This is a genomic window from Streptomyces sp. NBC_00094 (assembly GCF_026343125.1).
In the GTDB taxonomy this organism is placed as follows: domain Bacteria; phylum Actinomycetota; class Actinomycetes; order Streptomycetales; family Streptomycetaceae; genus Streptomyces.
This window is the reverse complement of sequence record NZ_JAPEMB010000001.1, coordinates 6,350,008-6,376,990: the sequence shown is the minus strand read 5'-3', so window position 1 is coordinate 6,376,990 and position 26,983 is coordinate 6,350,008. Positions and strand designations below refer to the sequence as shown.

Annotated in this window: 25 protein-coding genes and 1 pseudogene; 8 read left to right on the top strand and 18 right to left on the bottom strand. The window is 73.1% G+C overall.

Annotated features, from left to right (window positions below; all coding sequences use genetic code 11):
- Positions 1-25: 25 nt before the first annotated feature.
- The 4 genes from OG580_RS28285 to OG580_RS28270 form a co-directional block, all read right to left on the bottom strand.
- Positions 26-751, bottom strand: coding sequence for a 3'-5' exonuclease (locus OG580_RS28285; protein ID WP_267046466.1), 726 nt, complete (start codon positions 749-751; stop codon positions 26-28).
- Positions 752-828: 77 nt separating this feature from the next.
- Entirely contained in the window at positions 829-2,112 is a 1,284-nt protein-coding gene (locus tag OG580_RS28280; protein ID WP_267046465.1) for an SAV2148 family HEPN domain-containing protein, read from the bottom strand.
- 110 nt (positions 2,113-2,222) lie between these two features.
- Positions 2,223-3,551: a copper amine oxidase gene (locus OG580_RS28275; RefSeq protein ID WP_267046464.1), complete on the bottom strand. Its 1,329-nt coding sequence runs from the start codon at positions 3,549-3,551 to the stop codon at positions 2,223-2,225.
- Between the two features lie 59 nt (positions 3,552-3,610).
- Positions 3,611-4,429 carry a Tat pathway signal sequence domain protein gene (locus OG580_RS28270; protein WP_267048157.1) on the bottom strand — a complete coding sequence of 273 codons (819 nt, stop codon included), beginning with the start codon at positions 4,427-4,429 and terminating at the stop codon, positions 3,611-3,613.
- A gap of 189 nt (positions 4,430-4,618) precedes the next feature.
- On the opposite strand from OG580_RS28270, the gene glgX reads away from it, so the two are divergent.
- Positions 4,619-6,739 (top strand): glycogen debranching protein GlgX, encoded by a 2,121-nt coding sequence (glgX, locus tag OG580_RS28265; RefSeq protein WP_267046463.1) that lies wholly within the window; start codon positions 4,619-4,621, stop codon positions 6,737-6,739.
- On the opposite strand, the gene OG580_RS28260 is transcribed toward glgX, so the two are convergent.
- Positions 6,708-7,955: an MFS transporter gene (locus OG580_RS28260; RefSeq protein ID WP_267048156.1), complete on the bottom strand. Its 1,248-nt coding sequence runs from the start codon at positions 7,953-7,955 to the stop codon at positions 6,708-6,710. The two genes, glgX and OG580_RS28260, sit on opposite strands and share 32 nt — an antisense overlap.
- A gap of 90 nt (positions 7,956-8,045) precedes the next feature.
- On the opposite strand from OG580_RS28260, the gene treY reads away from it, so the two are divergent.
- Positions 8,046-10,391 carry a malto-oligosyltrehalose synthase gene (treY, locus tag OG580_RS28255; protein WP_267046462.1) on the top strand — a complete coding sequence of 782 codons (2,346 nt, stop codon included), beginning with the start codon at positions 8,046-8,048 and terminating at the stop codon, positions 10,389-10,391.
- A 34-nt stretch (positions 10,392-10,425) separates the two neighbouring features.
- Here the strand turns inward: treY and OG580_RS28250 are convergent, their stop codons facing one another.
- The 3 genes from OG580_RS28250 to OG580_RS28240 all read right to left on the bottom strand — a co-directional run bounded on the left by OG580_RS28250 (position 10,426) and on the right by OG580_RS28240 (position 12,952).
- Positions 10,426-10,917, bottom strand: a complete 492-nt coding sequence (locus tag OG580_RS28250; protein WP_267046461.1) for a hypothetical protein — start codon at positions 10,915-10,917, stop codon at positions 10,426-10,428.
- Between the two features lie 108 nt (positions 10,918-11,025).
- Complete coding sequence (locus tag OG580_RS28245) at positions 11,026-12,207, bottom strand: cytochrome P450 (RefSeq protein ID WP_267046460.1); 1,182 nt, start codon at positions 12,205-12,207, stop codon at positions 11,026-11,028.
- 196 nt (positions 12,208-12,403) lie between these two features.
- Positions 12,404-12,952 carry a DUF1707 and FHA domain-containing protein gene (locus tag OG580_RS28240; RefSeq protein ID WP_267046459.1) on the bottom strand — a complete coding sequence of 183 codons (549 nt, stop codon included), beginning with the start codon at positions 12,950-12,952 and terminating at the stop codon, positions 12,404-12,406.
- Positions 12,953-13,085: 133 nt separating this feature from the next.
- On the opposite strand from OG580_RS28240, the gene OG580_RS28235 reads away from it, so the two are divergent.
- Together OG580_RS28235 and treZ are read left to right on the top strand one after the other, a co-directional pair.
- Complete coding sequence (locus OG580_RS28235) at positions 13,086-14,084, top strand: GNAT family N-acetyltransferase (protein ID WP_267046458.1); 999 nt, start codon at positions 13,086-13,088, stop codon at positions 14,082-14,084.
- 61 nt (positions 14,085-14,145) lie between these two features.
- Complete coding sequence (gene treZ / locus OG580_RS28230; RefSeq protein ID WP_267048155.1) at positions 14,146-15,897, top strand: malto-oligosyltrehalose trehalohydrolase; 1,752 nt, start codon at positions 14,146-14,148, stop codon at positions 15,895-15,897.
- Positions 15,898-15,917: 20 nt separating this feature from the next.
- Here the strand turns inward: treZ and OG580_RS28225 are convergent, their stop codons facing one another.
- The 4 genes from OG580_RS28225 to OG580_RS28210 all read right to left on the bottom strand — a co-directional run bounded on the left by OG580_RS28225 (position 15,918) and on the right by OG580_RS28210 (position 19,652).
- A complete protein-coding gene (locus OG580_RS28225) occupies positions 15,918-17,060 on the bottom strand; it encodes an aminopeptidase P family protein (RefSeq protein ID WP_267046457.1) in 1,143 nt (380 codons plus the stop codon).
- Positions 17,061-17,205: 145 nt separating this feature from the next.
- Positions 17,206-18,165 carry a hypothetical protein gene (locus tag OG580_RS28220; RefSeq protein ID WP_267046456.1) on the bottom strand — a complete coding sequence of 320 codons (960 nt, stop codon included), beginning with the start codon at positions 18,163-18,165 and terminating at the stop codon, positions 17,206-17,208.
- Between the two features lie 49 nt (positions 18,166-18,214).
- A complete protein-coding gene (locus tag OG580_RS28215) occupies positions 18,215-19,096 on the bottom strand; it encodes a LysR family transcriptional regulator (RefSeq protein WP_267046455.1) in 882 nt (293 codons plus the stop codon).
- Between the two features lie 7 nt (positions 19,097-19,103).
- Positions 19,104-19,652, bottom strand: coding sequence for a tetratricopeptide repeat protein (locus OG580_RS28210; protein WP_267046454.1), 549 nt, complete (start codon positions 19,650-19,652; stop codon positions 19,104-19,106).
- Positions 19,653-19,748: 96 nt separating this feature from the next.
- Here OG580_RS28210 and OG580_RS28205 point away from each other — a divergent pair, with 96 nt between their 5' ends.
- Positions 19,749-20,486: a hypothetical protein gene (locus OG580_RS28205; protein ID WP_267046453.1), complete on the top strand. Its 738-nt coding sequence runs from the start codon at positions 19,749-19,751 to the stop codon at positions 20,484-20,486.
- A 28-nt stretch (positions 20,487-20,514) separates the two neighbouring features.
- Here the strand turns inward: OG580_RS28205 and OG580_RS28200 are convergent, their stop codons facing one another.
- Together OG580_RS28200 and OG580_RS28195 are read right to left on the bottom strand one after the other, a co-directional pair.
- On the bottom strand, positions 20,515-21,060 hold the full coding sequence (locus tag OG580_RS28200) for a YcxB family protein (RefSeq protein WP_267046452.1): 546 nt from the start codon (positions 21,058-21,060) through the stop codon (positions 20,515-20,517).
- Positions 21,061-21,082: 22 nt separating this feature from the next.
- The gene (locus OG580_RS28195; protein ID WP_267046451.1) at positions 21,083-21,730 is read right to left on the bottom strand and encodes a nucleoside/nucleotide kinase family protein; all 648 of its coding nucleotides are present in this window, start codon (positions 21,728-21,730) and stop codon (positions 21,083-21,085) included.
- Between the two features lie 59 nt (positions 21,731-21,789).
- On the opposite strand from OG580_RS28195, the gene OG580_RS28190 reads away from it, so the two are divergent.
- From OG580_RS28190 to fusA, 3 genes are all read left to right on the top strand, one after another.
- Positions 21,790-22,206: a VOC family protein gene (locus OG580_RS28190; protein WP_267046450.1), complete on the top strand. Its 417-nt coding sequence runs from the start codon at positions 21,790-21,792 to the stop codon at positions 22,204-22,206.
- A gap of 95 nt (positions 22,207-22,301) precedes the next feature.
- Positions 22,302-22,424 (top strand): hypothetical protein, encoded by a 123-nt coding sequence (locus OG580_RS28185; protein ID WP_267046449.1) that lies wholly within the window; start codon positions 22,302-22,304, stop codon positions 22,422-22,424.
- Between the two features lie 87 nt (positions 22,425-22,511).
- A complete protein-coding gene (gene fusA, locus OG580_RS28180) occupies positions 22,512-24,521 on the top strand; it encodes an elongation factor G (protein ID WP_267046448.1) in 2,010 nt (669 codons plus the stop codon).
- On the opposite strand, the pseudogene OG580_RS28175 reads toward fusA, so the two are convergent.
- From OG580_RS28175 to OG580_RS28160, 4 genes and pseudogenes are all read right to left on the bottom strand, one after another.
- A pseudogene (locus tag OG580_RS28175) lies at positions 24,481-24,641 on the bottom strand (ATP-binding protein); the annotation flags it as partial. The gene fusA and the pseudogene OG580_RS28175 sit on opposite strands and share 41 nt — an antisense overlap.
- A gap of 62 nt (positions 24,642-24,703) precedes the next feature.
- Positions 24,704-24,844 (bottom strand): hypothetical protein, encoded by a 141-nt coding sequence (locus tag OG580_RS28170; RefSeq protein WP_267046447.1) that lies wholly within the window; start codon positions 24,842-24,844, stop codon positions 24,704-24,706.
- A gap of 79 nt (positions 24,845-24,923) precedes the next feature.
- On the bottom strand, positions 24,924-25,394 hold the full coding sequence (locus tag OG580_RS28165; protein ID WP_267046446.1) for a hypothetical protein: 471 nt from the start codon (positions 25,392-25,394) through the stop codon (positions 24,924-24,926).
- A 65-nt stretch (positions 25,395-25,459) separates the two neighbouring features.
- Complete coding sequence (locus OG580_RS28160; protein ID WP_267046445.1) at positions 25,460-26,830, bottom strand: hypothetical protein; 1,371 nt, start codon at positions 26,828-26,830, stop codon at positions 25,460-25,462.
- Positions 26,831-26,983 lie beyond the last annotated feature (153 nt).

Sequence of the window (26,983 nt, the reverse complement as noted above, 5' to 3'; positions counted from 1 at the left end):
TCGGCCATGATCCGCCGGACAGGCCCTAGGCCTGGGCGAATACCGCCGGCCGCAGCGGCCAGGTGGATTCGACGACCGCTTCCGCGTCGCCCTTGCGGCGCAGGAAGGCCTGGAAGTCCTCGGCCCAGACGCGGTACCAGCCGATCTGGCGCTCGTGGAGCTGGGCCGGGTCCAGCTCGGCCACCTGACGGTGCCGCTCGGCTATCGCGACGGCGACCCGGACGGCGGCGAGCGCGTCGGCGGCGGCCTGGTGGGCGGCTTCGAGGACGACGCCGTACTCCCCGCAGACCGCTTCCAGGGTCCGCTTGCCGCGCCGGTAGCGGTCGACGGCGCGGTCGATGGTGTACGGGTCGACGACCGGGCCGATCTCGACGCCGCCGAGCCGCTCGCTCAGCGAGGGCAGTCCGTGGCGACGCAGCTCGGCGGAGAGGAGCGTGAGGTCGAAGGAGGCGTTGTACGCCACGATCGGGACGCCGTCCTCCCAGTACGCGGCGAGCGTCCTCGCGATCTCGTCGGCCACCTCGCGCACCGGCCGGCCCTCGGCCGCCGCGCGCTCGGTGCTGATGCCGTGGATCGCGGAGGCCTGTTCCGGGATGCGGATGCCCGGGTCGGCGAGCCAGTCCCGCCGTCGTGTGACGTGTCCCCCGCCGTCGACCTCGATGATCGAGGCCGTGACGATCCGGGCCTCCAGCGGATCGGTGCCGGTCGTCTCCAGGTCGAAGCCGACCAGCGTGTCGCCGTGCCAAGCCATCGGGTCCTCCTTACGTGATCTCCCCCGTGGTGGTGACCACCCTCGCACGCGCCACTGACAACGCCCTCGGGCGGCGGTCAGGAGACGGGACGGGAGTCGAGCCACACGGACTCGAACTCCTCCCGATATGTCTCGAAAAGTCCGTGTTCGCCGTCCCCGCTCGGCTGACCGTGGCGCACCACGCTCCGGCCGCCGCCTCGCAGGACGAGCACCGGGGCCTCCATGCCCCGGGCCTTGCGCAGATAGGACTGCACGACGCCCACCCCGTCCGGGCCGTCGCCGTCCACCAGGTACGCGGTGAAGCGGGGGGTCTCGTCGAAGACGTGGATCTGGAAGGCGCCCGGATCGCGGAGCTTGGAGCGCACCCGGCGCATGTGCAGGATGTTCATCTCGACCGAGCGGCTGAGCTCGCCCTTCCTCAGGCCGAGTTCCCGCTCGCGCCGCTTGACGGCGCTGCTCGCCGGGTTGAGGAAGAGCAGTCGCGTCCGGCAGCCGGACTCCGCGAGCCGGACCATGCGGCGGCCGGAGAAGTTCTGCACGAGCAGATTGAGACCTATGCCGGTGGCGTCGAGCCGGCGGGCGCCGCCGAAGAGGTCCTCGGCGGGAAGCTGCCGCTGGAGCCGCACCCGGTCGGAGTGGACGGAGACCACGTCCGCGTACCGGTCGCCGACGAGGTCCTCGACCGCGTCGACGGGCAGTCGGTCGGCGGACGGCACCCCGGCCCCGCTGCCGAGGATCTCCAGGAGGCGCGCCGAGGCCCGCTCGGACTGGGCGAGCACGGTCAGCGAGAGCGCCCGGTTGCGGGAGACGACGTTGCGCGTGACCTCCAGCTCGTCGAGGGCGAGCTCGACCTCGCGCCGGTCGTCGAAGTAGGGCTCGAAGCAGGGCCAGTGCTGCACCATCAGCTCGCGCAGCTGCGGGAGCGTGAGGAAGCTCAGGACGTTGTCGTCGGCCGGGTCGAGCAGATAGCCCTTGCGCCGCGAGACCTCGCGGACGGCGACGGCCCGCTGCACCCACTCCTGCCCTGCGGGGCCGGCCGCGGCCACGACCCACTCCTCGCCGTGCACGGGCTCGTACACGGGCCGGAGGACGGCCGCGACCACCGCCCGCAGTCGCTGCTCGACGAGGTTGAGCCAGATGTAGGCGCGCCCTGCGCGCTGGGCACGGGTGCGCACCTCGCCCCAGGCCTCGGCGCCCCAGTCGAGCTCCGCCCCGATCTCCACCGGCCTGGCGACGGAGACCGTCCCGGGCGGCACGGCCGCGCCGGGCGGGACCGCTCCGGGCTGCACCTCGGCGGGCTCGGCCGGGCCCCCCTCGTGACCCGCGTCCCCTGGGGGCAGCTCCAGACCTCCCGAGCTCACCCGCGCACCGCCTTCTGCTCCTGGAAGCCCGTTTCGACCACTCCGACAACGATCAAGGAAGGGTACTCCGCGAGCGGGAGGCGGTGCAGCAGGATCGTCAGGCTCCTTGCTCAACTCCCCAGATCGGGCTGTCCGTTCTGCGAGGCGAGATCGGATGGAGTGAGCGGATTCATAGCGGTTACGTCCCTGGGCGCGAGCTGGAAGCCCTGCCAGTGGACCGGCATCGGCTGCTGGTCCTCGTCCCGGGCGATGTGATGGAACCCGATGTTGACCCACACGGACGGTTTGGTCAGAGTCTCCCCGTTGACCCATTTGTCCACGCTGTCACCGGCGTTGGTCCCGCAGTTCCCGATGTTGTTGCTCGCGTACTGCTCGCAGGCCCGCGCCTGGGTGAAGTACACGTCGTGCTTGGTGAAGCCGCGGCCGGCGTGGGTGGTGGTGTGGCCGGGCACGATCTCGTACGAGCGGGCGTGGCCGTCGGCGTTCTTGCCGGTGCCGCTGACCACCCGCCACCACCGCATGTTCCTGGCGTCGCCGGCGAGCTCCTTGGTGACGACGGTGCGCTTCGTCTTCACGGTCGGACCGCCGCCACCCGCGGCGGGCGGGGTGACCGTCGAGTCGAACTGCTCGATGCGGTCCTTGGTGGAACCGTCGAGGCCGAAGTCGAGCTTCCAGAAGACGTTGTGTGCGTGACTGGTGGCGTAGGCGCGGGCGCCCTTGCCGATGGGCCAGCCACGGCCGTCGGTGGCGTTGTAGTCGACGGGCGAAAGGCTGCCGGTGGCACCGACGTTGGCGCCGATGGTGCCGTCGGCGGAGAAGCGCCACTCGGAGATGTACTCGTACCAGCCGACCTTGTTCACGGTGTAGACGAGCAGGTCCTTGCCCTGCACCTGGTAGACCTTGTCGCCGCCGTCGCTGGCCATGCGGTACGCGTGGCCGCGTGCCCTGGTCGTGGTGCACAGGCCCTTGACCTGGCCGACCTCGGGCACCTTGATGGTGGAGATGGTGCCGCCGGGGCACTCGGCGGGCTTGAGGTTCTGCAGGCCCCAGCCGAAGCCGGCGCCGGTGAGGTCGTCGTACTCGGCGACGCCGTCGTCGTACGGCACGTGGATCTGGGCGAGCCGGGCGCTGGTGAGGACCTTGATGGGCGCGGCGCCGGGCGGCTGGTAGGTGACGCGGTCGAGCGTGAGCCCGGCGTCGGTGTTGTAGCGCCAGCACATGTTCCAGACGGCGCCGCCTTCGAGCTTCTGCGTGATGCGGTACGCGGCCGAGCAGACGGGCTGGACCGGCGGGCGCGGTGCGGCCGTCGGCAGGGGCGGGGACGGCGGGCGGGGCACGGCGGTCGCGGGTCCCGCGGCGGCCGTGGCCGTGCCGAGCAGGACGGCCGCGGTCAGGACGGCGCCCCTCCTGCGGGTACGCGTGGTTCGCTGGGTGGACATGGGAACGTACTCCCTCGTACGGAGATGTCGTGGAACGGGAGAACCGTCTGCGGCGGTGGTCAGCCGACGCGTGTGACGGTCCTCGCGGAGAGGTCGACGATGAGGTTCCGGGTGTCGATCCAGGCCCCGTTGAGGACCTTGGTGACCAGCCGGACGCACCGGTGCCCGCCGCATTCGGCGAGCTGCCCGGGCACGTTCGCCTCGCGGTAGGGGCGGTAGACGTCGCCGTTGAACCACAGCTGGTCGGCGGAGGTGAGCTGCTTGCCCGTGGCGTCCTTGTAGTCCTCCTTGACGCCCTTGCCGAGGGGGCTGGCGAGGATCAGCTCAAGGGCCTCCCGCAGCTCCTCGGGGTGGGCGGAGGGCTGGACCCCGCGCTGCGCCGCGGACCGCTCGACCTTCCCCGTGCCGAGGTTGACCGTCCGGGTGACGAGCTCGTCCCGCGCGTAGTCGTAGAAGCGGACCTCGGCGCGGCGTGCGGCGTCCCCCGGCAGCGGGTCGGCGAGCACGGTGCCCAGGTGCTGCGGGCCGCGTCCTCCCTCGACGTTCTGCCGGGCGGCGGCGCCGGACGGGGTCAGCGCCAGCGTCTCGGCCCGTGCGAGCTCGTCGTCGGTGAGCGGGTCGGTGCCCACGCCCTTCTTCCCCTCGGCGGCCGCCGGGGCCACGGTCGCCGGCGGCGGCGCCGCGGCCTGCCCCTGCGCCCCGAGGCCGGACTCCGCCGCGCCGACGGCGTCCGCACCCCCGCTTCCTCCGCCCACACCGGTCGCACCGTTCGCACCGTCGAGCGTGGTGCCACCCACAGGCCTGGGCGCACCTTCCCCCGCTGCCGAGACCCCCGGCAGACTGATCGCGACCGCGACGGCGGTTCCCGTCACCGCCATGGCCGCTCCGGCCACCACCTTCCCCAGGTGGCGACGCGCTATTTCGTACACACTTCCCCCTCTTTCCCCCTCTTGTTCTGCGGTCACCCGGTAGGACGGGGCGAAGTCCTAGGAGGTTGCCCCTCTTTCGGGCAGGATCTGGCCGAAGAACACCTCCTAAACCCGGACAGAAGAGGAAGAGTCGTATCCATGCAAGTCTGGCCGGGACAGGCGTACCCCTTGGGCGCCACCTATGACGGAGCGGGAACCAACTTCGCGGTCTTCTCGGAGGCCGCCCACAGGATCGAGCTGTGCCTGCTCCACGACGACGGCTCGGAGACGGCGGTGGAGCTGCGCGAGACGGACGCCTTCGTCCGGCACGCCTACCTCCCGGGGGTGATGCCCGGTCAGCGGTACGGGTTCCGGGTCCACGGCCCGTACGCCCCCGAGCGCGGGCTGCGCTGCAACGCCGCCAAACTGCTCCTCGACCCCTACGCGCGAGCCGTGTCGGGGCAGGTCCGCTGGAGCGAGGCGGTGTACGGATACCCGTTCGGGCGGCCGGACGCCCGCAACGACCTGGACTCCGCCCCGGACACCATGACGTCCGTCGTGGTCAATCCGTACTTCGACTGGGGCGACGACCGGCGGCCGCGCACCGAGTACCACCACACCGTGATCTACGAGGCCCATGTGAAGGGCCTGACGATGCTCCATCCGGACCTCCCGGAGGAGCTGCGCGGTACGTACGCGGGGCTGGCGCACCCGGCGGTGATCGGCCATCTGAAGGAACTCGGCGTCACGGCGCTGGAGCTGATGCCCGTTCACCAGTTCGTGAACGACCACCGGCTCGTGGACGCGGGACTCTCGAACTACTGGGGCTACAACACGATCGGATTCTTCGCCCCGCACAACGCCTACGCGTCCTGGGGCGACCGGGGCCAGCAGGTCCTGGAGTTCAAGTCGGCGGTACGGGCGCTGCACCAGGCGGGCATCGAGGTCATCCTCGACGTGGTCTACAACCACACCGCCGAGGGCAACCACCTGGGCCCGACGCTCTCCATGCGGGGCCTGGACAACCCCTCGTACTACCGGCTCTCGAACGACCCCCGGTACTACACGGACACGACGGGCACCGGGAACTCGCTGCTCATGCGCTCCCCGCACGTGCTCCAGCTCATCATGGACAGCCTGCGGTACTGGGTGACCGAGATGCACGTGGACGGTTTCCGCTTCGACCTGGCGGCCACCCTGGCCCGGCAGTTCCACGAGGTGGACCGGCTCTCCTCGTTCTTCGACCTCGTGCAGCAGGACCCGGTGGTCAGCCAGGTGAAGCTGATCGCCGAGCCGTGGGACGTGGGCGAGGGCGGCTACCAGGTGGGCAACTTCCCGCCGCTGTGGACCGAGTGGAACGGCAAGTACCGGGACTGCGTACGGGACCTGTGGCGGGGCGAGCCGCGCACGCTCGCCGAGTTCGCCTCCCGGCTGACCGGCTCCTCCGACCTCTACCAGGACGACGGGCGGCGCCCGCTCGCCTCGGTCAACTTCGTGACCTGCCACGACGGTTTCACCCTCCGCGACCTCGTCTCGTACAACGAGAAGCGCAACGAGGCCAACGGCGAGGGCAACCGGGACGGCGAGAGCTACAACCGCTCGTGGAACTGCGGCGAGGAGGGGGAGACCGAGGACGTCGGGATCACCGAGCTGCGCGCCCGCCAGATGCGCAACTTCCTCGCCACGCTGATGCTGTCGCAGGGCGTGCCGATGCTGAGCCACGGCGACGAGTTCGGCCGGACGCAGAGCGGCAACAACAACGCGTACTGCCAGGACAACGAGGTGTCCTGGGTGCGGTGGCCGAAGGAGAACAGCGAGGCGGAGGCCACGCTGCTCCGCTTCACCCGGTCGATGGTGCGGCTGCGGCGGGAGCACCCGGTGTTCCGGCGGCGGCGCTTCTTCCACGGACGGCCGGTGGAGGGCACGCACGACGAGCTCACCGACATCGCCTGGTTCACCCCCGAGGGCGAGGAGATGACGTCCCGCGACTGGCAGGCCGCGCACGCCCAGGCGTTGACGGTCTTCCTCAACGGCAACGCCATCTCGGAGCCGGGCACACAGGGCGAGCGGATCGCCGACGACTCCTTCCTGCTGATGTTCAACGCCTCGGCGAAGGAGCTGGAGTTCGTGGTGCCGGACAGCCACGGCCGGTACTGGCGGACGGTGGTGGACACCTCCGATCCCGAGGGGATGCCGCCACAGGAGGGCCCGGAGCTCACGGGCGGCGAGCGGGTGACGCTCGCACCGCTCAGCCTGACCGTTCTGCGGCGGCCCGTCTGACGGCGGGCTTCCCCGCCGCGCGCGGCTCCGGCATCCGTACCGTCCAGGAGAGCAGCGCGCAGGCCACGGCCGCGCCCACCGCCACCGCGAAGGCGGCGGGCGCGCCGTGGCCCTCCGCGAGCCGGCCGGAGGCGGCGAGGGCGAGGGCCTGACCGCCGACGATCCCGCTGGTGAGGAAGGCCATGGACTCGGCGAGCCGGGCGGCCGGCACGGTCCGCTCGGTGAGCCCGAAGACCGTGATCAGGTGCGGGGCGTAGGCGGCGCCGAGGACGACGACGACCGCGTACAGCGCGCCGAGCGAGTCGACGAGGAGGAGCGGTACGGAGAGGACGACGAGCCCGGCGGTGGCGGCGCGCCAGCGGGTGGTGAGCCCGATGCGGGCGGGCACGGCGGCGAGCGAGAGGCCGACGGCGGCGCTCATCACGCCCATCGCGGCGTAGACGAGCCCCGCCTGCGCGGGCGCGCCGAGCGCCTCGGTGAGCGCGGTGATCCCGGCCTGCGAGGCGCCGAACATCGCCCCCTGGAGGACCATCGTGCCGCGCAGCGCGTACGCGGAGCGGGGCAGTCGCGCCCGCTCGGCCGCGTCCGGACGGGTGACCGGGTCCGGGTCCGGATCCGGTGCGGTGGTCCTGGCCGTGGGGTGCAGGGCGAAGGCCGAGCCGCAGACGACGAGCAGCAGCGCGGCCGCGAGGAGCGCCGCGGCGGGGTGGGCGAGGGCGGCGGCGAGGCCGACGAGGGCCGGGCCGAGGACGAAGGACACCTCGTCGAGGGTGCCCTCGAAGGAGAGCACGGCGCCGACGAGCCGTTCGTCGCAGTCGCCGGAGCGGCGGGCGAGGGCGACCGCGCGGGTCCGGGCGAGCGGCCCGACCTGGGGGACGGTGGCCCCGGTGAGCGCGCCGAGCAGCATCAGCCAGCCGGTGGCCGCCTGGGCGAGCGCGGCGAGGACCAGGACGGCGACGGCGACCGCGTTGGCGAGGGAGGCGGCGAGGACGACTCCGCGCTGGCCGTGCCGGTCGGCGAGGCGGCCGATGACCGGTCCCGCGACGGTCTGTCCCGCCGCGAGCGCTCCGCCGGCGAGGCCGGCCGTGGCGAGCGAACCGCTGGTCTCGGCGACGAGGAGCAGGCTGCCGAGCTGACACATGGCGGTCGGCAGCCGGCCCAGGAAGGAGACGGCCGGCAGGACCGGGCCGAGCAGCGAGAACGTGTCGCGATACATCCGGAGCATCCCGCGAACGTAACGCGATGCACCCGAACGAGCGCATGGGGCGATGACACAGAAGCCCTCGTGCGGGGTACGTACGTTCGCATGACCTCCCTCCCGGCCCTTTCCGCGCTCCCCGCCGCCACCTACCGTCTCCAGCTCCAGCCGGATTTTCCCTTCGCCGCCGTCGAGCGGGCCGTGCCGTACCTCGCCGGACTCGGGGTCTCGCACCTGCACCTCTCCCCCGTCCTGGAGGCGGTGCCCGGCTCGACCCACGGCTACGACGTCACCGACCACCGGTCCGTACGGGCCGAGCTGGGCGGCGAGGAGGGGCTGCGGGCGCTCGCGGCGACCGCGCGGGCACACGGCCTCGGCCTGGTCGTGGACCTCGTCCCCAACCACATGGCGGCCTCCCCCCGGCACAACCACGCGCTGCGGTCGGTGCTCCGCGAGGGCCCGGACTCGCCGTACGCCCGCTGGTTCGACGTCGACTGGCGGGCCGGGGACGGCCGGCTGCTGTTGCCGGTGCTGCCCGCACGGCTCCCGGAGGTGCGGGACCGGTTGCGGGTCTCGGGCGGGGCGCTGCACCTCGACGGGCAGGAGTTCCCGCTGCGGGCGGGCACGGAGGGGCTGCCGCTCGACGAGCTGCTGGATGCCCAGTGGTACCGGCTCGCCTGGTGGCGGCTGGCCCGCACCGAGCTCAACTACCGCCGCTTCTTCACCATCTCGGAGCTCATCGGGGTGCGGGTCGAGGATCCCGAGGTGTTCGCGGCGACCCACGCGAAGATCGTGGAGCTGGTGGCGGACGGGGTCGTCGAGGGGCTGCGCATCGACCACCCGGACGGGCTCGCGGACCCGCAGGGATACCTGGAGGACCTGGCGGCGGCGACCGGTGGGCGCTGCTGGACGGTGGTGGAGAAGATCCTCACGGGTTCGGAGACGCTGCCCGCCGCCTGGCCGGTGGCGGGCACCACCGGGTACGACGCGCTGCGGCAGCTCGAAGGAGTGCTGACCGATCCGGTGGGTGTCGATGAACTGGCCCGTGTCTACCGGGAGTTCACCCACAGTGCCGCGGACCGGGGCGGCGACTGGGAGGCGACCGCGCGGCGCGCGGCGTACGAGGTGGTGACGCACGACCTGGCCGCCGAGACGGCCGCGCTGACGCGGGTCGCGGAGCGGATCTGCGCGGCCGACCCGGCGCTGCGGGACCACGCCCCCTGGGCGCTGCGCACCGCGATCCGCGAACTCCTCGTCCGGGTACCGGTCTACCGGACCTACCGGACGGGCGGCGAGGAGGTCCTGACCCCGGCGGCGGCGCGGGGCGCGAAGGCGGCGTTCGCGGTGCCGGAGGAGGCGACGGCCGTCGATCTCGTACGGGAGTTGGCGCTCGGGTCCCTCGGTGACGGCCCGGAACACCGGGCGTTCCGGGCCAGGTTCGCGCAGACGTCCTCGGCGCTGCGGGCCAAGTCCGTGGAGGACACGGCCTTCTACCGGTACGCGCCGCTGCTCTCGGCGAACGAGGTGGGCGGGGACGCGGGGCACCCGGCGGTGTCGGTCGACGCGTTCCACGCGTACTGCCTCCGGATCGCCCGGGACTGGCCGGCCGGCGGGACCGTGCTGTCCACCCACGACACCAAGCGCAGCGCGGACGTCCGGGCCGCGATCGCGGTGCTCGCCCAGTGCCCGGAGACGTGGGCCGCGCTCCTGGCGGAGGTCGCGGGGGTGCCCGCACCCGATCCGCACCTGGCGTGGACGGCCTGGCAGACGGCCTTCGGCTTCGGCGTCCCGGACGCGGACCGGCTCGGGCCGGCGATCCTCAAGTCCGTACGGGAGGCGGGGCTGCGGACGAGCTGGACCGAGCCGGACCCGGCGTACGAGCGGGCGGTGGCCGAGTTCGCGGCGGCCGGGCCCGGCCGGATCCCGCTGAGGACGGCCTCGGCGGCGGCCTTCGCCCTGGAACCGCACATCCGGGCCCACGCGCTCGGTGCGGCGCTCGCGCAGCTGACGATGCCGGGGGTGCCGGAGCTGTACCAGAACACGGAGCGGGAGTACCGGGCTCTCGTCGACCCGGACAACCGGGCCCCGTTCGCGACCGGCCCGGAGGACGACAGGACGGCACTGGTCAGGGCGGCGCTGCGGCTGCGCCGGGAGCGCCCGGAGGCCTTCGGGCCCGGCAGCGTGTACACCCCGCTCGCGGCGGACGGCCCAGCCGCGGCCCACTGCCTGGCCTTCGCCCGCTCCGGCGCGGTGGTGACGGCCGTGACCCGGCTCTCGCTGCGCCTCGCGGAGGCAGGCGGCTGGCAGGACACGGAGCTGGTCCTGCCGGACGGCCACTGGGCCGATGTCCTGGACGGAGTACGGGAGTTCACGGGCGGACCGGCGACGGAACTCAAGCTCGCGGAGCTCTTCGCGGACCGGCCGGTGGCACTGCTCGCACGGCTGGACGACTGAGCGCTCCCGGGGACCCCCGGGAGCGCTCGACCGATCAGAAGCGGGAGGCTCGCGTGACCTCGCACTGGGTGTACTCGGAGCCGTCGCCGGTTCCGATGTACGGGGTGGTCACTTCGGCGCTCGCGGAGGCGCCCGCCGCGACCGCGATACCGGCCTTGATCGCGGTCGCCGGGGTGACGTTGCCGCCCGCGGCTCCCTTGAACTTCATGGTGACGTTGTAGTCGTAGTCCATCGAGTTGTCGTTCTTCACGGTGATCCGGGCGACGAGCTTCTTGGTCGCCTGGTCGTACGTGCACTCGTCGATGGTCACGTCGCGGATGGCCTTGTCGGCGCTGCTGGAGCCGCCGGGCAGGGAGCCGCCGGAGGTGCTGCCGGAGGAGCTGTCGCTGTCGTTGTGGTTGCTGGAGCCGGAGCTGCCGCTGCTGCTGTTGTTGTCGCAGCCGCCTCCGCCCGAGCCGCGGGCACCGGTCAGGGCGACGATCGCGACGGTGGCGACGGCTACGGCGCGGACATGACGCATCTTCATGTTTCAATCCCCGTTGAAAGTGGCAAGAAAGAGGGGCTCTTTGACGAGCGCACGACACCCTAGCAGCGGTGTCGGGCCGCCCGTCCACGCCCCGGATCAGCCACCCGGTCAGCCTCCGGGGCGGACGATCAGGCTGCGCGGCGCCCGGGTGATGAGACCGGTGGGGGTGGGCCGGAAGCCGTCGGCGAGGCGCAGCCGGGGCATCGCCGTGAAGAGCGCGCGCAGGGCGTACTCGGCCTCCAGGCCGGCGAGCAGGACGGCGGGGCAGAAGCCGCTGCCGTAGGTGAGCTGGCCGGAGTCGTCGCGGAACGGGTCGAAGCGGTCGGGCTCTCGGAAGCGCTCGGGGTCCCGGCCGGCGGAGCCGACGAGCAGGGCGACGGAGGCGCCCGCCGGGATGATGCCGCCGCTGACCCGGACCTCGGCGCGGGTACGGCGTACGGCGATCTGCACCGGAGGGTCGCGGCGCAGGGACTCGGCCCAGGCGCGGGCCACGAGCCCGGTGGGGGCCTCACGGAGCGCGGCGACCTGGTCGGGGTCGGCGAGGACGTTGCCGAGGAAGGAGGCGAGCGCCTTCTCCCGTACGGCGATCTGGCCCCCGCACTCCCCGGCGAGCGCCCCGGCCGCCCGGCCGCGCACGAGCCGCATCATGTCGCGGTAGGGCACGCCGACGGCGGCGGCGACGGTCCCGGCGGGCAGCCAGTGGCAGAAGTCGGCGACGAGGTCGGCCTGCGGGCGTTCGGCGATGCGGCGGGCGAGGACGTACGCCGTGCGTTCGGTGACGTTCCTCAACTCGGCCATGTCGACGTCGATATGGGCCCGGACGCAGGGTGGGTCGCCTGGTCGGTGCCCGTGGGTGAAGCGGTTGTCGGTGAGGGCGGCGGCGACGTCCGCGTACCGACTGAGGACCCAGGCGCGCAGCAGCGGGTCGTACGTGAGGGGGAACTCCTCGCGCAGCGTGCGGTGAATCGCGTGCGGGTCGCGCGAGGCGCCGGGGTCGAGGGGGCTCGGTGCGACGGTCCGCCCGGTGGGCGGGAAGGGTCCGGCGGGTCCCGAGGGCGCTGCGGGTCCTTCGGCCGTCGGGTCGGCGATGGTCCGCACCCGGCCCGGGAAGGTGGTGCCCCGGAGGGCGGTCGCGCCGGGCGTCACGGTCGGGATCGCCGCGGACACCGCGCCCGGCGTCATCGACGGCAGGCTCGTCCAGGGGTCCCCTGACTCCTCCGGCCGGTCGTTCCGTACGCCTCGGTTCGGTATGCCGCGGTTCCGTGTGCCGCGGTCCGGCTCGTCGCTCATCGCGCCCCCTGTCGATCGGCGGTGGGTGCCGCGGCCGGACATTCGTGGCACGCGTCTTCCCACCTCATCACCGGGCGGCCCTGGGGGCGCGTCACGTACCGCCGAACGGGTGATGACCGAGGAGGTGAGCAGCCGAGGAGGGCAGCGGCCGAGGAGGTGAGCAGTCGAGGAGGGCAGCGGCAGCCGGGCGGCCGGCTCAGCCGTGGGAGAGCCGGAACGACATCTGGCCGAAGCCGACGACGTCCCCCGGCCGCACGACGACCGCGCCGGTGACCCGTCGCCCGTTGACGGTCGTCCCGTTCGTCGAGCCGAGGTCGCGCAGCACCCACATCCCGCTCTGCAGCGAGAGCTCCGCGTGCAGCCGGGAAGCCGTCTCGTGACTGAGCCGCAGACCGTTGACCGGGTCGCGGCCGATCCGCAGCGGATGCGGACCCGGGAGCGGCAGCAGCAGCTTCGGCAGCCGCTCCGCGTGCCAGGCGCGCCCGATGCGCGCCGTGAACGCCGACATCCGCTCGACCGCGCCCACGACCCGCCGGGTCCAGGTGGACTCGGTCCGCAGGTCGGCGACGAGCAGGTCGAGCTCGTCCGATCGGCGGGCCTGGAGCGCGCGCTCCATCCGGTAGACGAAGGTGTCGTGCGAGAGGCGGCCCTGGGCGGCGCCCTCACGGAGCAGTCCCAGCGCGCGGTCCCGCTCGGCGTCGGTCAGCCGAGGGGTGTTCGCCGGAAGCTCGAAGGGGGTCGTCACACCCGTGATTGTCGGTCCGTCGGGCCCGCAGTGTCCAGAAGGGCCCCGGACCTGGGAACTCCGTTTCGACTCTACAAGATCACTGCTACGGTCTGCGATCTCCACACCAGAGATCCTCAGGGGGATACGCGACGTGACCACGTCCACTTCTTCGGCCGTTCCCGACCTCGTCATACGCCCGCTCGCCGGGCCGGAGGAACTGGACCTGTTCCTCCGCCTCACGTACTCGCTCGACCACGAGCTGGCGGACGACCTCGCCACCGGTCGCCGCCTCCCGGAGTGGATGTGGGTGGCTCTGGACGGCGACCGGCTGCTCGGCCGGATCGCCTGGTGGACCAACAAGGCGGGCGGCGAGCCCCTGGCGCTCGACTTCTTCGACCTGACCCCCGAACTGTCCGGGCTGTCCGAGGACGAGCGCGCCGAGATCGGTCTGCGGCTCCTGGAGACCGCGACGGCCGCGGTCGTCCCTGCGGGCACGCAGCGCCCCGAGTTCGGGCGGTTCATGCCGGCGGACTGGCGCGAGGTCCCGGAGACCCGGTCCGTCCTGGAGTCCCTGTTCGCGGTACTGGAGCGGACGGGCGCCCGTCCGCTGGTCGAGCGGCTGCGTCTGGAGTGGCGGCCCGGCACGTCCGTGCCGGAGCCGAAGGGCCGGCTGGAGTTCCGGCCGGTGCGGGACCGCGAGGACCTGGTCGCGCTGATGACGCCCGTCATGGAGGGCACGCTCGACGCGCACGGCCAGGCCGACCTGGCGACCGGGCTCTCGGCCCGGGAGGCGGCGGAGCTGCACTACGACGAAGAGCTCGCGCACTACACCTCGCCCCAGGAGTGGTGGCAGGTCGCGCAGCTCCCGGAGAGCGGCGAGCCGGTCGGTTTCGTGATCCCCGCGCGGAACAACTACCACCACACGATCGCGTACATCGGCGTGCTGCCCGCCCACCGCGGCAACGGCTACATCGACGACATCCTGGCGGAGGGCACCCGGATCCTGGCCGCCACGGACGTCCCCCGGATCAGGGCGGCGACGGACCTGGCGAACGTCCCGATGGCGGCGGCCTTCGCCCGGGCGGGTTACGTCACCTTCGAGCGGGCGATCAACTACGTGTGGGACGCGCCGGGCGCGTCGGAGTCCTGACTGCCAGGATGGACGCGGTAGTCAGTCGTTGAGTGGTGGAACCGTCGACGAGGGGATGCGCGTGCTCTTCGAGGTGTGGGCGCCGAGCGCCCGTGACCGGGTGACTCTGGAGCTGAACGGCACCGGGCACCCCCTGGAAAGGGACGCCGAGCGGGACGGCTGGTGGACCGGCGTCGTCCCCGCCGACGACGGCGACCGGTACGGCTTCGCCCTCGACGACGGGCCCGTCCTGCCGGACCCGCGCTCGCGGCGCCTGCCCGACGGGCCGGACGGCCGGAGCGCGGTCGTCGACCACTCCGCGTACGTCTGGGGGCACGAGTCGCCGCGCCTTCGGCTGCGCAGCGCCGTCCTGTACGAGCTGCACGTCGGCACCTTCACCCCCGAGGGGACGCTCGACTCGGCGGCCGCAGGCCTCGGGGAGCTCGCGGGCCTCGGCGTCACCCATGTGGAGCTGATGCCGCTGTGCCCCTTCCCCGGGGTACGGGGCTGGGGGTACGACGGGGTGGCGCCGTGGGCGGTCCACGAGCCGTACGGGGGCCCGGAGGCGCTCAAGCGGTTCGTGGACGCGGCACACGGGCTCGGCATGGGCGTGGTCCTGGACGTCGTCCACAACCACCTGGGCCCGTCCGGCAACCATCTCCCGGCCTTCGGCCCGTACTTCACGGACACCCACCACACGCCGTGGGGCGCGGCGGTGAACCTGGACGCGCCGGGTTCGGACGAGGTCCGGGCGTACTTCCTGGGGAGCGCGCTGGCCTGGCTGCGGGACTACCGGATCGACGGACTGAGGCTCGACGCGGTGCACGCGCTGGCCGACACCCGGGCACTGACGTTCCTGGAGGAACTCTCCTCATCCGTGGACGAGTTGGCGAAGGAGCAGGGCCGCCAGCACTTCCTGGTCGCCGAGTCCGACCTCGCCGATCCGCGCACGACGACCCCGCGCACGCTCGGCGGCCTCGGCGTCCACGCCCAGTGGAACGACGACTTCCACCACTCTCTGCACACCGCGCTGACCGGTGAATCGCAGGGGTACTACGGCGACTTCGCGCAGGCTCCGATGGCGGCGCTCGCCAAGACCCTCACGCACGTCTTCTTCCACGACGGCACGTACTCGACGTTCCGGGGCCGCCGCCACGGCCGCCCCGTGGACCGGGAGCGCACCCCGGCCCACCGCTTCCTCGGCTACGCCCAGACCCATGACCAGATCGGCAACCGGGCCCTGGGCGACCGCCTTTCGGCCGCCCTCTCCCCCGGTCTGCTCGCCTGCGCGGCGACGCTCGTCCTGACCGGTCCCGCCGTGCCGATGCTCTTCATGGGCGAGGAGTGGGGGGCGACCACCCCGTGGCAGTACTTCACCGACCACACGGACCCGGAGCTCGCGGAGGCCGTACGGCGGGGCAGACGGCGGGAGTTCGCGGAGCACGGCTGGTCCGAGAACGAGGTCCCCGACCCGCAGGACCCGGCCACCCGTGACCGCTCGGTCCTCGACCGCACCGAGCGCGAACGGGACCCCCACAAGCGCCTGCTGGCCTGGCACCGCCAGCTCATCGCCCTCCGCCGCACCCTGCCCGACCTGACCGACCCGGACCTGGCCGGCGTGAAGGTCGCCTACGACGAGGAGTCCCGCTGGCTGGTCTTCCGCCGCGGCGACCTGCGCGTGGCGGTCAACCTGGGCAAGGAGCCCGTGGCGATCCCCCTCGGATCGAACGGCCGCGACCGGGTCCTCGCGGCCTGGGACCCGGTCGGCGCGCCGGACGCGGACGGGGTGCTGCGCCTGCCCGGCGAGTCGGCGATCGTCCTGACGGACGGCTGAGGGGCCGGAGCCCGCAGCGGCTACTCGACGATCGCCATCTCGTGCGGGGTGTTGTTGAAGCGGCGCCCCGCACCGTCCTCCGTCGCCGTCACGATGTCCTCGATGCGGACCCCGAAGCGGCCCGGCAGGTAGACGCCCGGTTCGATCGAGAAGCACATGCCGGGGACGATCGGGAGCTCCTCGCCCTCGATCATGTACGGGGGTTCGTGCGTCGTGACGCCGATGCCGTGGCCCGTGCGGTGGATGAAGTACTCGCCGTACCCGGCGTCCGTGATGACCTTGCGGGCCGCGCGGTCGACCTCCTGGCAGGCCACACCGGGGCGTACCGCCTCGAAGCCCGCCTGCTGGGCCTCGCGGACCAGGTCGTGGACGCGCTGCTCCTCGTCGGTCGGTTCGCCGACGTGGACGGTACGGGTGGTGTCGGAGCCGTAACCGTGCTTGAGGCCGCCGAAGTCGAGGACGACCATGTCGCCGCGCTCGATGACCCGGTCGCCCGCCTCGTGGTGCGGGTTGGCGCCGTTGGGGCCGGAGCCGACGACCGTGAAGTCGACCTGGGAGTGGCCGAAGCCCATGAGGAGCGCGGCGAGGTCGGCGGCGACGTCGGTCTCCCGGCGGCCGGCGAAGCGGACCTTGAGGATCTCGCCGTACGCCTGGTCGGCGGCGGCACCCGCTGCCGCGATCCGCGCGAGCTCGTGCGCGTCCTTGACGCCCCTGAGCATCGGCAGGGCCTCGGTGAGGGAGACGTACGAGGTGCCGGGCAGGGTCTTCTGGAGGCCGAGCAGGTGCATGGCCCAGGCGTTGTCGCTGACGCCGAAGCGCCCTTCGACGTCGAGGAGGGGCGCGGTGACCGCGTACGGGTCCTTGCCGTCCGTCCAGTCGCGCAGGGTGAGCGCGGACGCCCCCGTGGCCTTCTCGGCGTCGGGCGCCTCCAGCGTCGGGACGACGAGGACCGGCTCCTGTCCCGCGGCGAGGACGAGGACGGTGAGGCGCTCGGTGATCGCGGTCGGCTGGTAGCCGGTGAGGTAGACCAGGTCGGGGCCGGGGGCGACGAGCACGCCCGCGAGCCCGGCGTCCGCCGCGGACTCGGCCGCGCGGGTCATCCGGGCCCGGTAGTCGTCCGCGGTGAAGGGGGCGACGTCTTCCTGCGTGGGGGTCCTCGACATGGGGGCTCCTTCTCGGGCTTCGGCGACGTACAGCATCCTGCCCCCGGCCGGGCCCCGGCGCGAACTCAGCGACGCCCGGGGCTCGGCGCTCGGCGCCGGTCCGGCCCTGCCCCGAGCTCAGCGCCCTCCGGGGCCCGCCGCTCCCTCAGCGCCCTCCGGGGCCCTGCGCGATGAGCTGCTCCAGGAGCTCCTGGAAGTCGTCGCCGACGACGATCCTCAGGTCGCCGCGCTCCTCGTCGTGCTCGCTGAGCTGGGTGAGCGTGCCGCCCCGCCACCAGAAGACGTACGGGCTGATGGCCCCCGGCGTGTCCTCGTACCCGGAGGCGGCGAAGGAGGCCATCGCGCCGAGCGCCGGGATGATCGAGGTGTCCCGGATGGGGTGGAAGGCGAGCTGGTGGCGGAAGGGCAGGGCGACGAGCGCGCCGTGCTCGCCCAGCGGCAGCCCGGTGACGCGCTGGGCCACGCCGTCCAGGTCGAGGACGCGGCTCGCCGTGTAGAAGGAGTCGCCGAGGATGATCTCGAAGCACATGCCGTCGGCGTCCCTGACGGTCTCGTGCTCCTCGACGGGCAGCCCCCGCAGGTTCCGCAGCGCCCGGTCGCGGAGCTGCGCGTGGCCGCCGAGCCGGTCGAGCGCCTCGTCGGTGAGCATCATGACGCTCTCCGGCAGGTCGAGCGCGAGGACCTCGTAGAGGCCGGGGGCGACGGTCCTGGCGTAGCCGAAGGCGTTGGCGTCGATGCCGTCGCCGCTGACGACCCGGGGGTAGAGCTGGGACCGGATCTGCTCGGGCGGAAGGGTCTCCAGGGCGGACGGCCCGTCCATCGCCCGGACGACCAGCTCGATGTGACGGTCGATCATCTCCGGCCACACGCGCGGACCCCGGCGGTCCTGGTGGCAGACGGCGGCGAGGTTGCCGAGGCCGAACCTGCGCCCCTTGTCGTCGACGACGTGGTCGGCGTAGACGGTGACCTCAAGGCCGAGTTCGGCGAAGGCGGTGCGGACCCGGCCGCGGAAGAGCGCCGCCTCGCGCTGCGAGAAGTACGCGAACCCGGGATCCCTCGGTGCGTCCTCGCCGTCCCGCTTGGGTCCTCGTCGCAGCCAGCCCACGCGTGCCCGCCTTCCTTCGCCGTTGTCGACAGGGTAGCGAGTACGGGTGTCACCGCTTGAGCCGTCGAGTGAACTCGGCCACGGGTCCGGCCGGTTCACCCCCTCCGACGCCGGGGAGGAGGAGTTCGGTGCGGTGCACGAGGCGGGGTGCGACCAGGGGGACGGCGACGGCGTCCGGCACGCCGTCCGCCACGGGGAGGGGCAGCAGCGCGAGTCCGTGTCCGGCGGCGGAGAGCGCGGCGAGGGTCCGGGTGTCGGTGCCCTCGTACCGCAGGGCCGTGCGGAATCCCCGTCCGGCGGGCCCGCCGTGGACGGCCCGCAGCTGGTCGAGGGGGATGCCGGCGCCCGGCGCGTCGAGCCAGCGGGCGTCCACGAGGTCGTCGAGCCGGATCCCGGCGCGCCCGGCGAGCGGATGGCTCGCGGGCAGGACGACGGCGAGCGGCTCCTCGGCCACGCCGGTCGTGGCGAGCGGGGCGATGTCGGGCAGCCGCAGCGGGTCACTGGGCGCGACGATCCCGTCGACGAGCCCGACGTCGGCCTCGCCGGTGGCGACGGCCACGGGCACCCGCTCGCGGGGCAGTCCGCGCAGGGTGACCCCGGTGGCGGGAAGGGCCGCGAGGGTACGGGCGTGCAGGGCGAGCGGGGACGCCGCGACGCTCAGGGTGGCGCGGGGCGCGGCGGCGAACCTCCCGAGATCGGCGCGGGCCGCGTCGAGGCGGAGCAGCAACGCCCCTGCGTGTTCGAGGAGTCGCTGCCCGGCCGGGGTCGGCTCGACGGGCCGGCGGCTGAGCAGCGGAAGCCCGAGGTCGGCCTCCAGGGCGGCGATGTGCTGGGAGACGGCGGACTGGGTGTAGCCCAGCTCGCGCGCGGCCTCGGAGAAGGAGGCGAGCCGGGCGACGGTGACGTACGTACGGAGGAGGTGCGGGTCCACGGAAGCGTCAGGAGCCGTCGGGGGCGGTGAGGAGGGCGCGGGCGTAGTGGGAGAGCGAGCGGTTGTAGCGGGGCAGCAGGGGCGCGAGGGCGCCGAGGGCGAGGGAGGTGGCCTCGCGCTCACGGCCGGTGTCGGCGAGGGCGAGGGCGAGGAAGGCGTCGACGGCGCCGGAGAGGGCGGCCTCGTCGGCGTCGAGCCGGTCGGCGGGGATGTCGCGCTCGGCGGTGAGGAGTTCGACGCTGCGGTCGGGGCGGCCGAGGTTACGGAGGCTGCTGGCGAGCTGGATGACGGCCCGGCGGCGGCGCAGCCCGGTGAGGCCGCCGTCGAGGGCGCGCCGGTAGAGGCGGACGGCTTCCTCGGGCAGACCGGTGGAGTCGTGGGCGGCGCCCTGTTCGAAGAGGGCCGCGGGGTCGTCGGCGGGCCGCTCGGCGGCGAGCTCGGCGACGAGGGCGCGGAATACGACGGGCTCGTGGTCGTCGAGCCGCTCCCAGAGCGCGGCGACGCGGCGGTCCCAGTCCCGCGGATCGGACTGCGGTGCTTCACGGTCGGTGGCCATGCGACCACCCTATCCACGGCGACATAAGCATTCGTGATGGAGCGTGCACGAATCATCGTTGGACGTGAACGGAGGGCTCCGACCAGCATGGTCGTCATGAACACGAGCACCTCTCACCCCACGCCCCGCATCGCCCTGGTCGGCGACCGTTCCCCGCACGTCAGGTCGCACGTCCGCATCCCCGTCCTCCTCGACGCGCTCGCCGAGCGGGACGGGCTCGCGCTCGACGCGTACTGGATCCCGACGGGCGACGCGGCGACGCCCGGCGCCGTCAAGGGCTTCGACGCGGTGTGGGTGCTGCCGGGGAGTCCGTACGCGAGCGAGGCGGGGGCGCTGGCCGCGATCCGCACCGCCCGCGAGGACGCCATCCCGCTGCTCGGCACCTGCGCCGGCTTCCAGCACGCCCTGCTGGAGTACGCGCGGAACGTCTGCGGTCTGAACCGCGCCGCGCACGCCGAGAACGACCCGGGCGCGGACTCCGGCGACCTGCTGATCGCGCCGCTCGCCTGCTCGCTCGTCGGCCACGAGGGCGTCGTCCGGGTCACCCCCGGCTCGCTCGCCGAGCAGGCCCTGGGCGCGGAGCGGACGACCGAGCGCTACCACTGCGACTACGGTCCGGACAGCCGGCACCTCGACACCCTGCGGGCCCATGGTCTGCGCTTCACGGGCGTGGACGAGGAGGGTGGGATCCGCATCGCGGAACTCCCCTCGCACCCCTTCTTCCTGGCGACCCTGTTCCAGCCGGAACTCGCGGGCGACGGCACCCGCCCGCACCCCCTGGTCCGCGCCCTGGCGACGGCGGCGGTGCGGCACGCGGGGAAGCGGGCTCCCTAGGGGGTGTCTTGCCGATCACCCCCGAGGTTCACACGCGGGTCAGGTGACGGCCCACCACGTCGAGCAGCCGCTCCGTCTCCTCCGGGGAGCCGAGCCCGCGCTTGGGCAGCACCTCCACGAGCAGGATGTTCGGGTCACGGCTGAGGAGCACCACGTGATCGCGGGTCTCGCGGTAGCCGCGGAAGACCGACCAGCGCTGGAGGAGCGTCACGTGCGCGGTCTCGGCGGTGATCCCCGTCCCGCTCACGGACGTCCGGTACTCGCCCTGCCATTCGACCGTGCGCAGCGCGTGGTGGGCCTGGAAGTGCGGGACCGCCCAGATCAGGGCGGCGCAGAAGCCGGCGAGCGCGATCGACACCGTGAAGCTCCGCTGTGCGGCCACGAGCAGCAGGGCGCTGCCGCCGAACAACAGCGTGAAGGCCCAACGGACGATGTGGAGGCGCCGAAGGCGTTCCCGCACGAGGACAGCCGTGAGGATGTCGGCACGCGTCGGCCGGTACACCAGCTCGACCGCGGCCTGTGTTCCGGCCTGTATTCCGGCCTGTGTTCCGTCCTGCCCTGAGTCCATGACCATGGCAGGGGATCGTACTGTCCCCCTAACTCATCCTCACGACCAGGTGGGCACGGTCCCGACCCCGGGCCACCACAAGGGCGTTGGCCTCGTCGGAGTCGTGGACCCAGCGCTCGGCCCCGGCCCGGTCCTTGCCGAAGCGGACGTGGCGCTCGATCAGCCGGGGGACGCGGCGGCGGTCGTCCAGGTCCAGGTACCAGGCCTCGTCGAGGAGGGGCAGGGCCGCGGCCCAGGGGCCCTCGTCATGGAGGAGGTAGTTGCCCTCGGTGACGACGAGCGGGACCTCGGGCGGGACCGGTACCGCCCCCGCGATCGGCTCCTCCAGGGAGCGGTCGAAGGCCGGCGCGTAGACGGTGACGCCGGGCTCGGGGGCACGGAGCCGGGCGAGCAGCGCGATGTACCCGGCGGCGTCGAAGGTGTCGGGCGCGCCCTTCCTGCCGGCCCGGCCGAGGCGCTCGAGCTCCGCCTGCGCGAGGTGGAAGCCGTCCATGGGGACGAGCACGGCGAGCCCGTCGAGGCGGGCGACGAGCCGTGCGGCGAGCGTGGACTTCCCGGCCCCGGGCGCACCCGCGAGGCCGAGGATCCGGCGCCGCCCGGGCGTGCTCCCGGCCTCGGCGAGGGCCCGGACCCGGGCGGCGAGCCGGTCGAACTGCTGCGCGTCCATGCGGGGCATTGTCGCACCGGGCGAGCCGGTTGACGCGGGTAGATTCCTCCCTATTAGGCTTGGTCTCCATGCCGTCCATCGCACTCGTCACCCTCGTCGTCCGTGACTACGACGAGGCCATCGCCTTCTACACCGACGCCCTCGGCTTCGACCTCGTCGAGGACACCGACCGGGGCGGCGGCAGCCGCTGGGTCGTCGTCCGTCCGCGCGGCGCGGCCGGGGTCGGCGGTCTCGGGAACGCCGGCCTGCTCCTGGCCCGTGCCAAGAACGAGGCCGAGGCGGCCTCCGTCGGCAACCAGACGGGCGGCCGCGTCGGCTTCTTCCTCCATACCGAGGACTTCGCCCGCGACCACGCCCGGATGACGGCGGCGGGTGTCCGCTTCCTGGAGGAGCCGCGCCACGAGCCGTACGGCTCGGTCGCCGTCTTCGAGGACCTCTACGGAAACCGCTGGGACCTCCTCCAGCCGGCGGACGCCTCCGCGTAAAACCGCTGTCGCACGGCCCGTCGCCTTCCCTACACTCGCGTCTCGGCGCACCGTTCGGTGCGCCGACCGGCACCTGACCGAGGGGGGAGACGACCGTGCGAAGCCGTAGCAACAGCCGTGGCGCCGTCGCCGTGTCGCCCTCCCGTGCCCGGTACGACGTGATCCTCGCCTCCTCGGCCGAGCGGTGGCGGCTGCGCGCCCGCCATCGCCGCCCGTGACGACGCCGTCCTCCTGACAGGACCGACCGGCCGCCGTCCGGGAATCGCGCTGCCCCGTTTCCACGCAGCAGCGAAAGGCACGAGACCGTGCGTACCTCCCTCACCACCCACACCGTTCGCAATCTCGGCATCCTCGCCCACGTCGACGCGGGCAAGACCACCGTCACCGAGCGGGTCCTGTTCCTCACCGGCGCCACCCACAAGCGCGGCGAGGTCCACGACGGTACGACCGTCACCGATTTCGACCCGCAGGAGCGGGACCGGGGCATCACGATCTTCGCCGCGGCCGTCAGCTGCGACTGGGCGGGCCACCGGATCAACCTGATCGACACACCGGGTCACGTCGACTTCTCCGACGAGGTCGAGCGCTCGCTGCGCGTCCTCGACGGCGCCGTCGCCGTCTTCGACGCCGTCGCGGGCGTCGAGCCGCAGAGCGAGACGGTGTGGCGGCAGGCGGACCGGCACGGCGTCCCGCGCATCGCGTTCGTCAACAAGCTGGACCGCGCGGGCGCGGAGCTCGACGGCGCCGTGGAGTCGATCCGTACGCGCCTCGGCACCGTCCCGCTGCCCGTCCAGCTCCCCATCGGGCGCGAGGACGGCTTCACCGGCGTCGTGGACCTGGTCCGGATGCGGGCGTACGTGTGGGCCGACGGCGCCGACACGTACACCGTCCAACCGGTCCCCGACGAGCTCCGGGACGAGGCCCGGCACCGCAGGCGACGCCTGGAGGAGACGGTGGCGGAGCTGCACCCGGCGGCCCTGGAGGAGTTCTGCGCGGACTCCGCGCTCTCCGAGGAGACGCTGACGGGCGCGCTCCGCGACCTCACCCTCGGCGGTGAGGCCGTGGTCGTGCTCTGCGGCTCGGCGTACCGCAACCGGGGTGTCGAACCGCTGCTGGACGCCGTCGTCGCGTACCTCCCGGCACCGTCCGACATGCCGCCGGTACGGGGCGGGACACCGGCGGACCCGGAGGCACCGTTCACGGCGCTCGCGTTCAAGGTGAGCGCGACGGCCACCGGCCGTATGACCTACGTCCGCGTCTACGCGGGCACGATCGCGAAGGGGGACACCGTGCTCGACACCACCACCGGCCGCACCGAGCGGATCTCCCGGATCCTGCGCGTCCAGGCCGACCGGGCGACGGAGATGGACACGGCGCGCGCCGGCGACATCGTCGCCGTCGTCGGCCCGAAGGCGGCCCGCGCGGGGGCGACGCTCTGCGCCCCGGACGCGCCGGTCGTCCTCGAACCGCCGACGACCGCCGACCCGGTGGTCTCGGTCGCCGTGGAGGCCCGCCGGAGCACGGACACCGGCCGCCTGGCGACGGCCCTCGCCCGGCTGTCCGAGGAGGACCCGTCGCTGGTCGTACGGTCCGATCCGGAGACGGGCCAGACGGTCCTCTCGGGTCTCGGCGAACTGCACCTGGAGGTCGCGGTGGAGAAGCTCCGGCGCGACCGGGGCGTCGAGGTGACGGTGGGCCGTCCGCAGGTGGCGTACCGGGAGACGGTGACGAAGGGCGTCACCGGCCTGCTGCACCGCCATGTCAAACAGGACGGCGGCGCCGGCCAGTTCGCCCACGTCGTCATCGACGTCGAACCGACGGGCTCCGACGAGGAGTTCGCGTTCCTCTCCACGGTCACGGGCGGCCGCGTACCGCAGGAGTACGTCCGTGCGGTCGAGGCCGGCTGCCGGGACGCGCTCGTCGAGGGCCCGCTCGGCGGCCACCCGGTGACGGGTGTCCGGGTCACGCTCACGGACGGCGCCACGCACCCGAAGGACTCCTCGGAGATGGCGTTCCGCACGGCGGGCCGCTTCGCCCTGCGCGAGGCGCTCCGCGCGAGCGTGATGACGCTCCTGGAACCGGTGGCCGAGGTCACGGTCACCGTCCCGGCGGAGTCGGTCGGCGCGGTCCTCGGCGACCTCGCGGCCCGCCGGGGCCGGGTGACGGACTCGACGACCCGCGCCGGTACGGCGGTGGTCTCGGCGAAGGTCCCGCTGGCCGAACTCTTCGGCTACGCGTCCCGCCTCCGCGGCCGCACCCAGGGCCGGGGCACCTTCACCACCCGGCCGGCGGGGTACGAAGCCCTTCGGGGCTGAGGCCGAGCTCGGCCCGTACGGTCCTCCGACCGTTACGCGGTCGAGCACCGTCCACCGCGGGGCCGGCGCCGCCACCAGGAGCAGGCCGCGCCCGCCCTCGTCGAGAGGGCCGGGCGCGGCCGGACCGGCCACCGGCCGGACACGTTCTCACCGGCGGAGTCGTACCGCCGGGGTGAACAGGACTAGTAGGGCATGGTGTGAACGACGTTGACGGGTTCCTTCGTGTTCGTGTCCTGGGCGCTGGCGGTGGCGGTGGTAATCGCCAGGGCTGCGACGGACAGGAAGGCCGCGATCACGATCCGGGCCTTACGGGATGCGTTCATTGGTGGACCTCATTCTCGTTGTTTGGGGTCTGGCGGGTCTGAGGGTTGAGAAGGGGCGGAGGATTCACGAACCGCCGGCTCAGCGCATGACGGACGAGAAGTTGTCGAGCTGGATCCAGGTGACCTTGTTGGTCGACTGGGGGCCGAGGGCGTTGACGGCGCCGGCCGTGTTGACCTCGACGCGGCAGGCGTTGACGCCCTGGCTGTTGTTGCGGGGGCAGACGCCGCGGGTCAGCTTGGGCGGGCGGAGGGGCTCCGGCAGTGTGCCGATCTTGTCGTCGGCGACGAACGCGCAGGTGATCAGGCCGCGCAGCTGGAGGAACTCCGTGCCGGCGAGGCGGATCACGCGGGCCTCGGCCGGGGAGAGGGGGTCGTTGTGCACGTCCGGCTCCAGGGCGATCGGCGTCCAGTCGACGACGATCTGGCAGCCGTCCGCGGGGTCGACGGCCGCGGCGGGGGTGGCGGTCAGCAGCGGGGCGCCGACGGCGACGGTGGGGGCGGCGAGGGCCGCGGCGAGCAGGGAGCGGCGGCTGGTGGTGCGCTGGGTCATGGTCGATCCTCCCGGTCGGGTGGGACAGGCGGGCTGGTGTGCGGGGGCGGCGGCCGGGCGGGGGTTCATCGCCAGGCGACGGAGAAACCGTCGAGGTCGATCCAGGTGACGGCGTTGTCGCTGGTGGGGCCGTACGCCGAGAGGGCGCCGGTGATGTTCGCCTCGACGCGGCACACGCAGCGTCCGGTGTTGTTGTTGCGGGGCACGTTCGCGCGGGTCGTGTGGGTGGGACGCAGCCGGTGCGGAAGGGTCGCGATCCTGCTGTCCGCGGTGAGGCCGGGGGCGCAGGTGAGGGTGCCGCGCAGCTGGAGGTAGGTGGTGCCGGCGAGGGCGATCAGGCGGCCGCGCGGGGGCTGGGTGCCGGGCGTGATGCCGGGTTCGAGGGCGAGGTCCTCCCAGTCGGCGAGGACCTTGACACCGTCGACGGCGGGCTTCGTCGGGTACCAGCTGATCGTGACGTCGCGCGAACCGGTCGTGCCCGGGACGGTGTTGCTGAAGCCGAGCAGCAGGCGCTTCTCCCCGGTGGCGGGGTCGACCTCGATGGCGACGCCCTCGGGCTCGCGCCGGGCGAGGCCGTCGGCGCTGGTGACGACCTGCCGGTCGACGCGCTCGCCGGTGGTCCACGAGTACGAGGTGAGGAAGGTGACGCCCGGGAAGCCGTCGACGGGGAGGGTCGCCGGGTCGTCGTCGTAGACGTACGGCGCCCACTGGTACCAGTAGAGGACGTCTCCCAGGACGGTGTAGCCCTGGGAGGTGAGCGCGGCCTCCAGGGGGTAAGGCGACGGCACGGCGGGGGTCGTCTCCTCGTCCACGCACGTCGAGGGGAGGCCGTCGCAGTCCCGCATGACGAAGGTGGTGCCGACCGGGACCCAGTTGCCGGCGGCGGCAGCGGCGAGATCGTAGCGGGTGAAGGTGCGCTTGCCGCTCTTGTGGTACATGACGCACAGGAGGTTGTTCACCGGGTCGATCGTGGGCCCGGTGCCCGCGGTGCTGCCGGGGGGCGTGAACTTCCGCAGTGCCGGGGAGTTCGCGTCGAGGATCGTGTTCTCGTCGTAGAGGAACCGCGTGACGGCCTTGCCGAAGGCGGCCTTGACCGTACCGTCGGCCCGCTTGGTGAGGTGCAGCGGGCCGACCTCGGTCCAGATGTAGGTCGCGGTGCCCTGCGGCTCCACGCCCATCGAGATGCCGTGCCCGAAGCCCCGGAGCTGCATCGAGTCGATGACCTCGCCGGTCAGGCGGTCGATGCGGTTGAGCCGCATGTTGCCCTGCTCGATGTCCTGCTGGCTGCCGCTCTCCATCTGGAGCACGAAGACGTACCCGTTGCGGGTGTCGGTCGCGATGGCCTGCGGCGCCGGGCCCTTCACCAGGTCGACGGTCTGGACGAGCCTACCGGTGACGCCGGCCAGGTCGACGCCGTTGGCGTCTGTCTTTGCCATGGTTCTCTCTCCCCCGGGACCCCTGATGGAGCCTCATCAAGAGATGATCATCACATGGGGCAGGGGCGGCCGTGCGCCCGGAGGCGTGTGCCAGGATGCGCGTATCCGCCCGCCACCGCACCTGGCCGGGCGGGTGCCGTACGACACGAGGAG

Bases quoted from the DNA above. Each gene is read 5' to 3' on its own strand.
- OG580_RS28170 (WP_267046447.1), bottom strand. From the start codon at position 24,844: ATGAACGCATCCCGTAAGGCCCGGATCGTGATCGCGGCCTTCCTGTCC.
- OG580_RS28250 (WP_267046461.1), bottom strand. From the start codon at position 10,917: ATGAAGATGCGTCATGTCCGCGCCGTAGCCGTCGCCACCGTCGCGATC.
- OG580_RS28200 (WP_267046452.1), bottom strand. From the start codon at position 21,060: ATGGTCATGGACTCAGGGCAGGACGGAACACAGGCCGGAATACAGGCC.
- OG580_RS28285 (WP_267046466.1), bottom strand. From the start codon at position 751: ATGGCTTGGCACGGCGACACGCTGGTCGGCTTCGACCTGGAGACGACC.
- OG580_RS28190 (WP_267046450.1), top strand. From the start codon at position 21,790: ATGCCGTCCATCGCACTCGTCACCCTCGTCGTCCGTGACTACGACGAG.
- OG580_RS28205 (WP_267046453.1), top strand. From the start codon at position 19,749: ATGAACACGAGCACCTCTCACCCCACGCCCCGCATCGCCCTGGTCGGC.
- OG580_RS28245 (WP_267046460.1), bottom strand. From the start codon at position 12,207: ATGAGCGACGAGCCGGACCGCGGCACACGGAACCGCGGCATACCGAAC.
- OG580_RS28225 (WP_267046457.1), bottom strand. From the start codon at position 17,060: ATGTCGAGGACCCCCACGCAGGAAGACGTCGCCCCCTTCACCGCGGAC.
- OG580_RS28260 (WP_267048156.1), bottom strand. From the start codon at position 7,955: ATGTATCGCGACACGTTCTCGCTGCTCGGCCCGGTCCTGCCGGCCGTC.
- OG580_RS28165 (WP_267046446.1), bottom strand. From the start codon at position 25,394: ATGACCCAGCGCACCACCAGCCGCCGCTCCCTGCTCGCCGCGGCCCTC.
- treY (WP_267046462.1), top strand. From the start codon at position 8,046: ATGACCTCCCTCCCGGCCCTTTCCGCGCTCCCCGCCGCCACCTACCGT.
- OG580_RS28270 (WP_267048157.1), bottom strand. From the start codon at position 4,429: ATGGCGGTGACGGGAACCGCCGTCGCGGTCGCGATCAGTCTGCCGGGG.
- OG580_RS28195 (WP_267046451.1), bottom strand. From the start codon at position 21,730: ATGCCCCGCATGGACGCGCAGCAGTTCGACCGGCTCGCCGCCCGGGTC.
- glgX (WP_267046463.1), top strand. From the start codon at position 4,619: ATGCAAGTCTGGCCGGGACAGGCGTACCCCTTGGGCGCCACCTATGAC.
- OG580_RS28210 (WP_267046454.1), bottom strand. From the start codon at position 19,652: ATGGCCACCGACCGTGAAGCACCGCAGTCCGATCCGCGGGACTGGGAC.
- OG580_RS28160 (WP_267046445.1), bottom strand. From the start codon at position 26,830: ATGGCAAAGACAGACGCCAACGGCGTCGACCTGGCCGGCGTCACCGGT.
- OG580_RS28275 (WP_267046464.1), bottom strand. From the start codon at position 3,551: ATGTCCACCCAGCGAACCACGCGTACCCGCAGGAGGGGCGCCGTCCTG.